A 960-nucleotide genomic window follows, 5' to 3' on the forward strand; every position below is an offset into this window, starting at 1 on the left:
CCATCCGCTCGGACCGGTGCGAGAGCAATTATACAAAATACGTAGCCGGCGGGGGGGCCGCGTAGTACGAGATGGCAGATGGAAAAATCCTGCAGAACCGGACATACAGGAAAGTCCCGCCCCTGCGCAGGAGGGACGCGGCACGGGCGAGGTGCTGCGATGCCGGGTTCATCTTTCCGCTCTACCGGCTCATCGAAACGCGCAGCCCGGCCCTTTTGTTCCTGAACTATCCTGAGCGGTTTATGGATACCTTGAGACCCGCGTTCCCGTAACAAACGGGAGAGAAACACAGGTCCTGTACAGCCCCGGCAGACCATGGCGATTATCCGGAGATGCCGCACGATCCTGAAGCACGCGCCAGTATCCATTGGCACAAAAAAGATAAAACCGGGTCTTACCGGAGCGCATCGAACAGCAGCGGGAGCACAATGACCGAGAGCAGGATGATAAGGATGATGTAACTGATGGCGCTGACCACGTATCCCGAGTACTGGAGCCAGCCCCGGCGTTCCATGAGCCGGTCCATCCCTTCCTTGAGGATATAGCCCCCGTCCAGCGGGATGAGGGGCAGGGCGTTGAAGGTCCCGACCACGAAGTTGAACCACCCGCACCAGAAGAGGATCTGGATGACGAACCAGAACCCGTCGAACGGCACCTGCCACATCACCGCATCGACACTCTCGATGGTAAAAAGGCTGAAGTGCCCCCAGGTTGCCGGCTCCATAATCGTCCAGATAGGGATAGCGAGCAGAATGATGATCCCAACGGGGCTTGAGAGGAGCCCGAACTGCTCCTTGATGAGCGGGGCATCGTAGTAACTCACGCCCATGTACCCGCTCGTCTTTGCGCTCATCTCCTCCGGCCATGCAGCAAGCGTCAGCAGGTGCTCGCTCCGTACGCCCCCGCTCTCGACCACGAGCGGGATGGTGTCCCCGGGCAGGGTCGCGTCCAGGACACCGG

The 960-nt window shown here is 59.9% G+C and carries 2 protein-coding genes; one reads left to right on the plus strand and one right to left on the minus strand.

The features are described from left to right. Positions 1-71 precede the first annotated feature (71 nt). Complete coding sequence (locus tag CW742_RS15050; protein ID WP_292421816.1) at positions 72-272, plus strand: hypothetical protein; 201 nt, start codon at positions 72-74, stop codon at positions 270-272. Between the two features lie 122 nt (positions 273-394). On the opposite strand, the gene CW742_RS15055 is transcribed toward CW742_RS15050, so the two are convergent. Continuing rightward, positions 395-960 (minus strand): site-2 protease family protein (locus CW742_RS15055; RefSeq protein ID WP_292421819.1); only part of this gene is annotated, 566 nt, incomplete at its 5' end.

Source organism: Methanoregula sp., from assembly GCF_002835825.1.
Classification (GTDB): domain Archaea; phylum Halobacteriota; class Methanomicrobia; order Methanomicrobiales; family Methanospirillaceae; genus Methanoregula.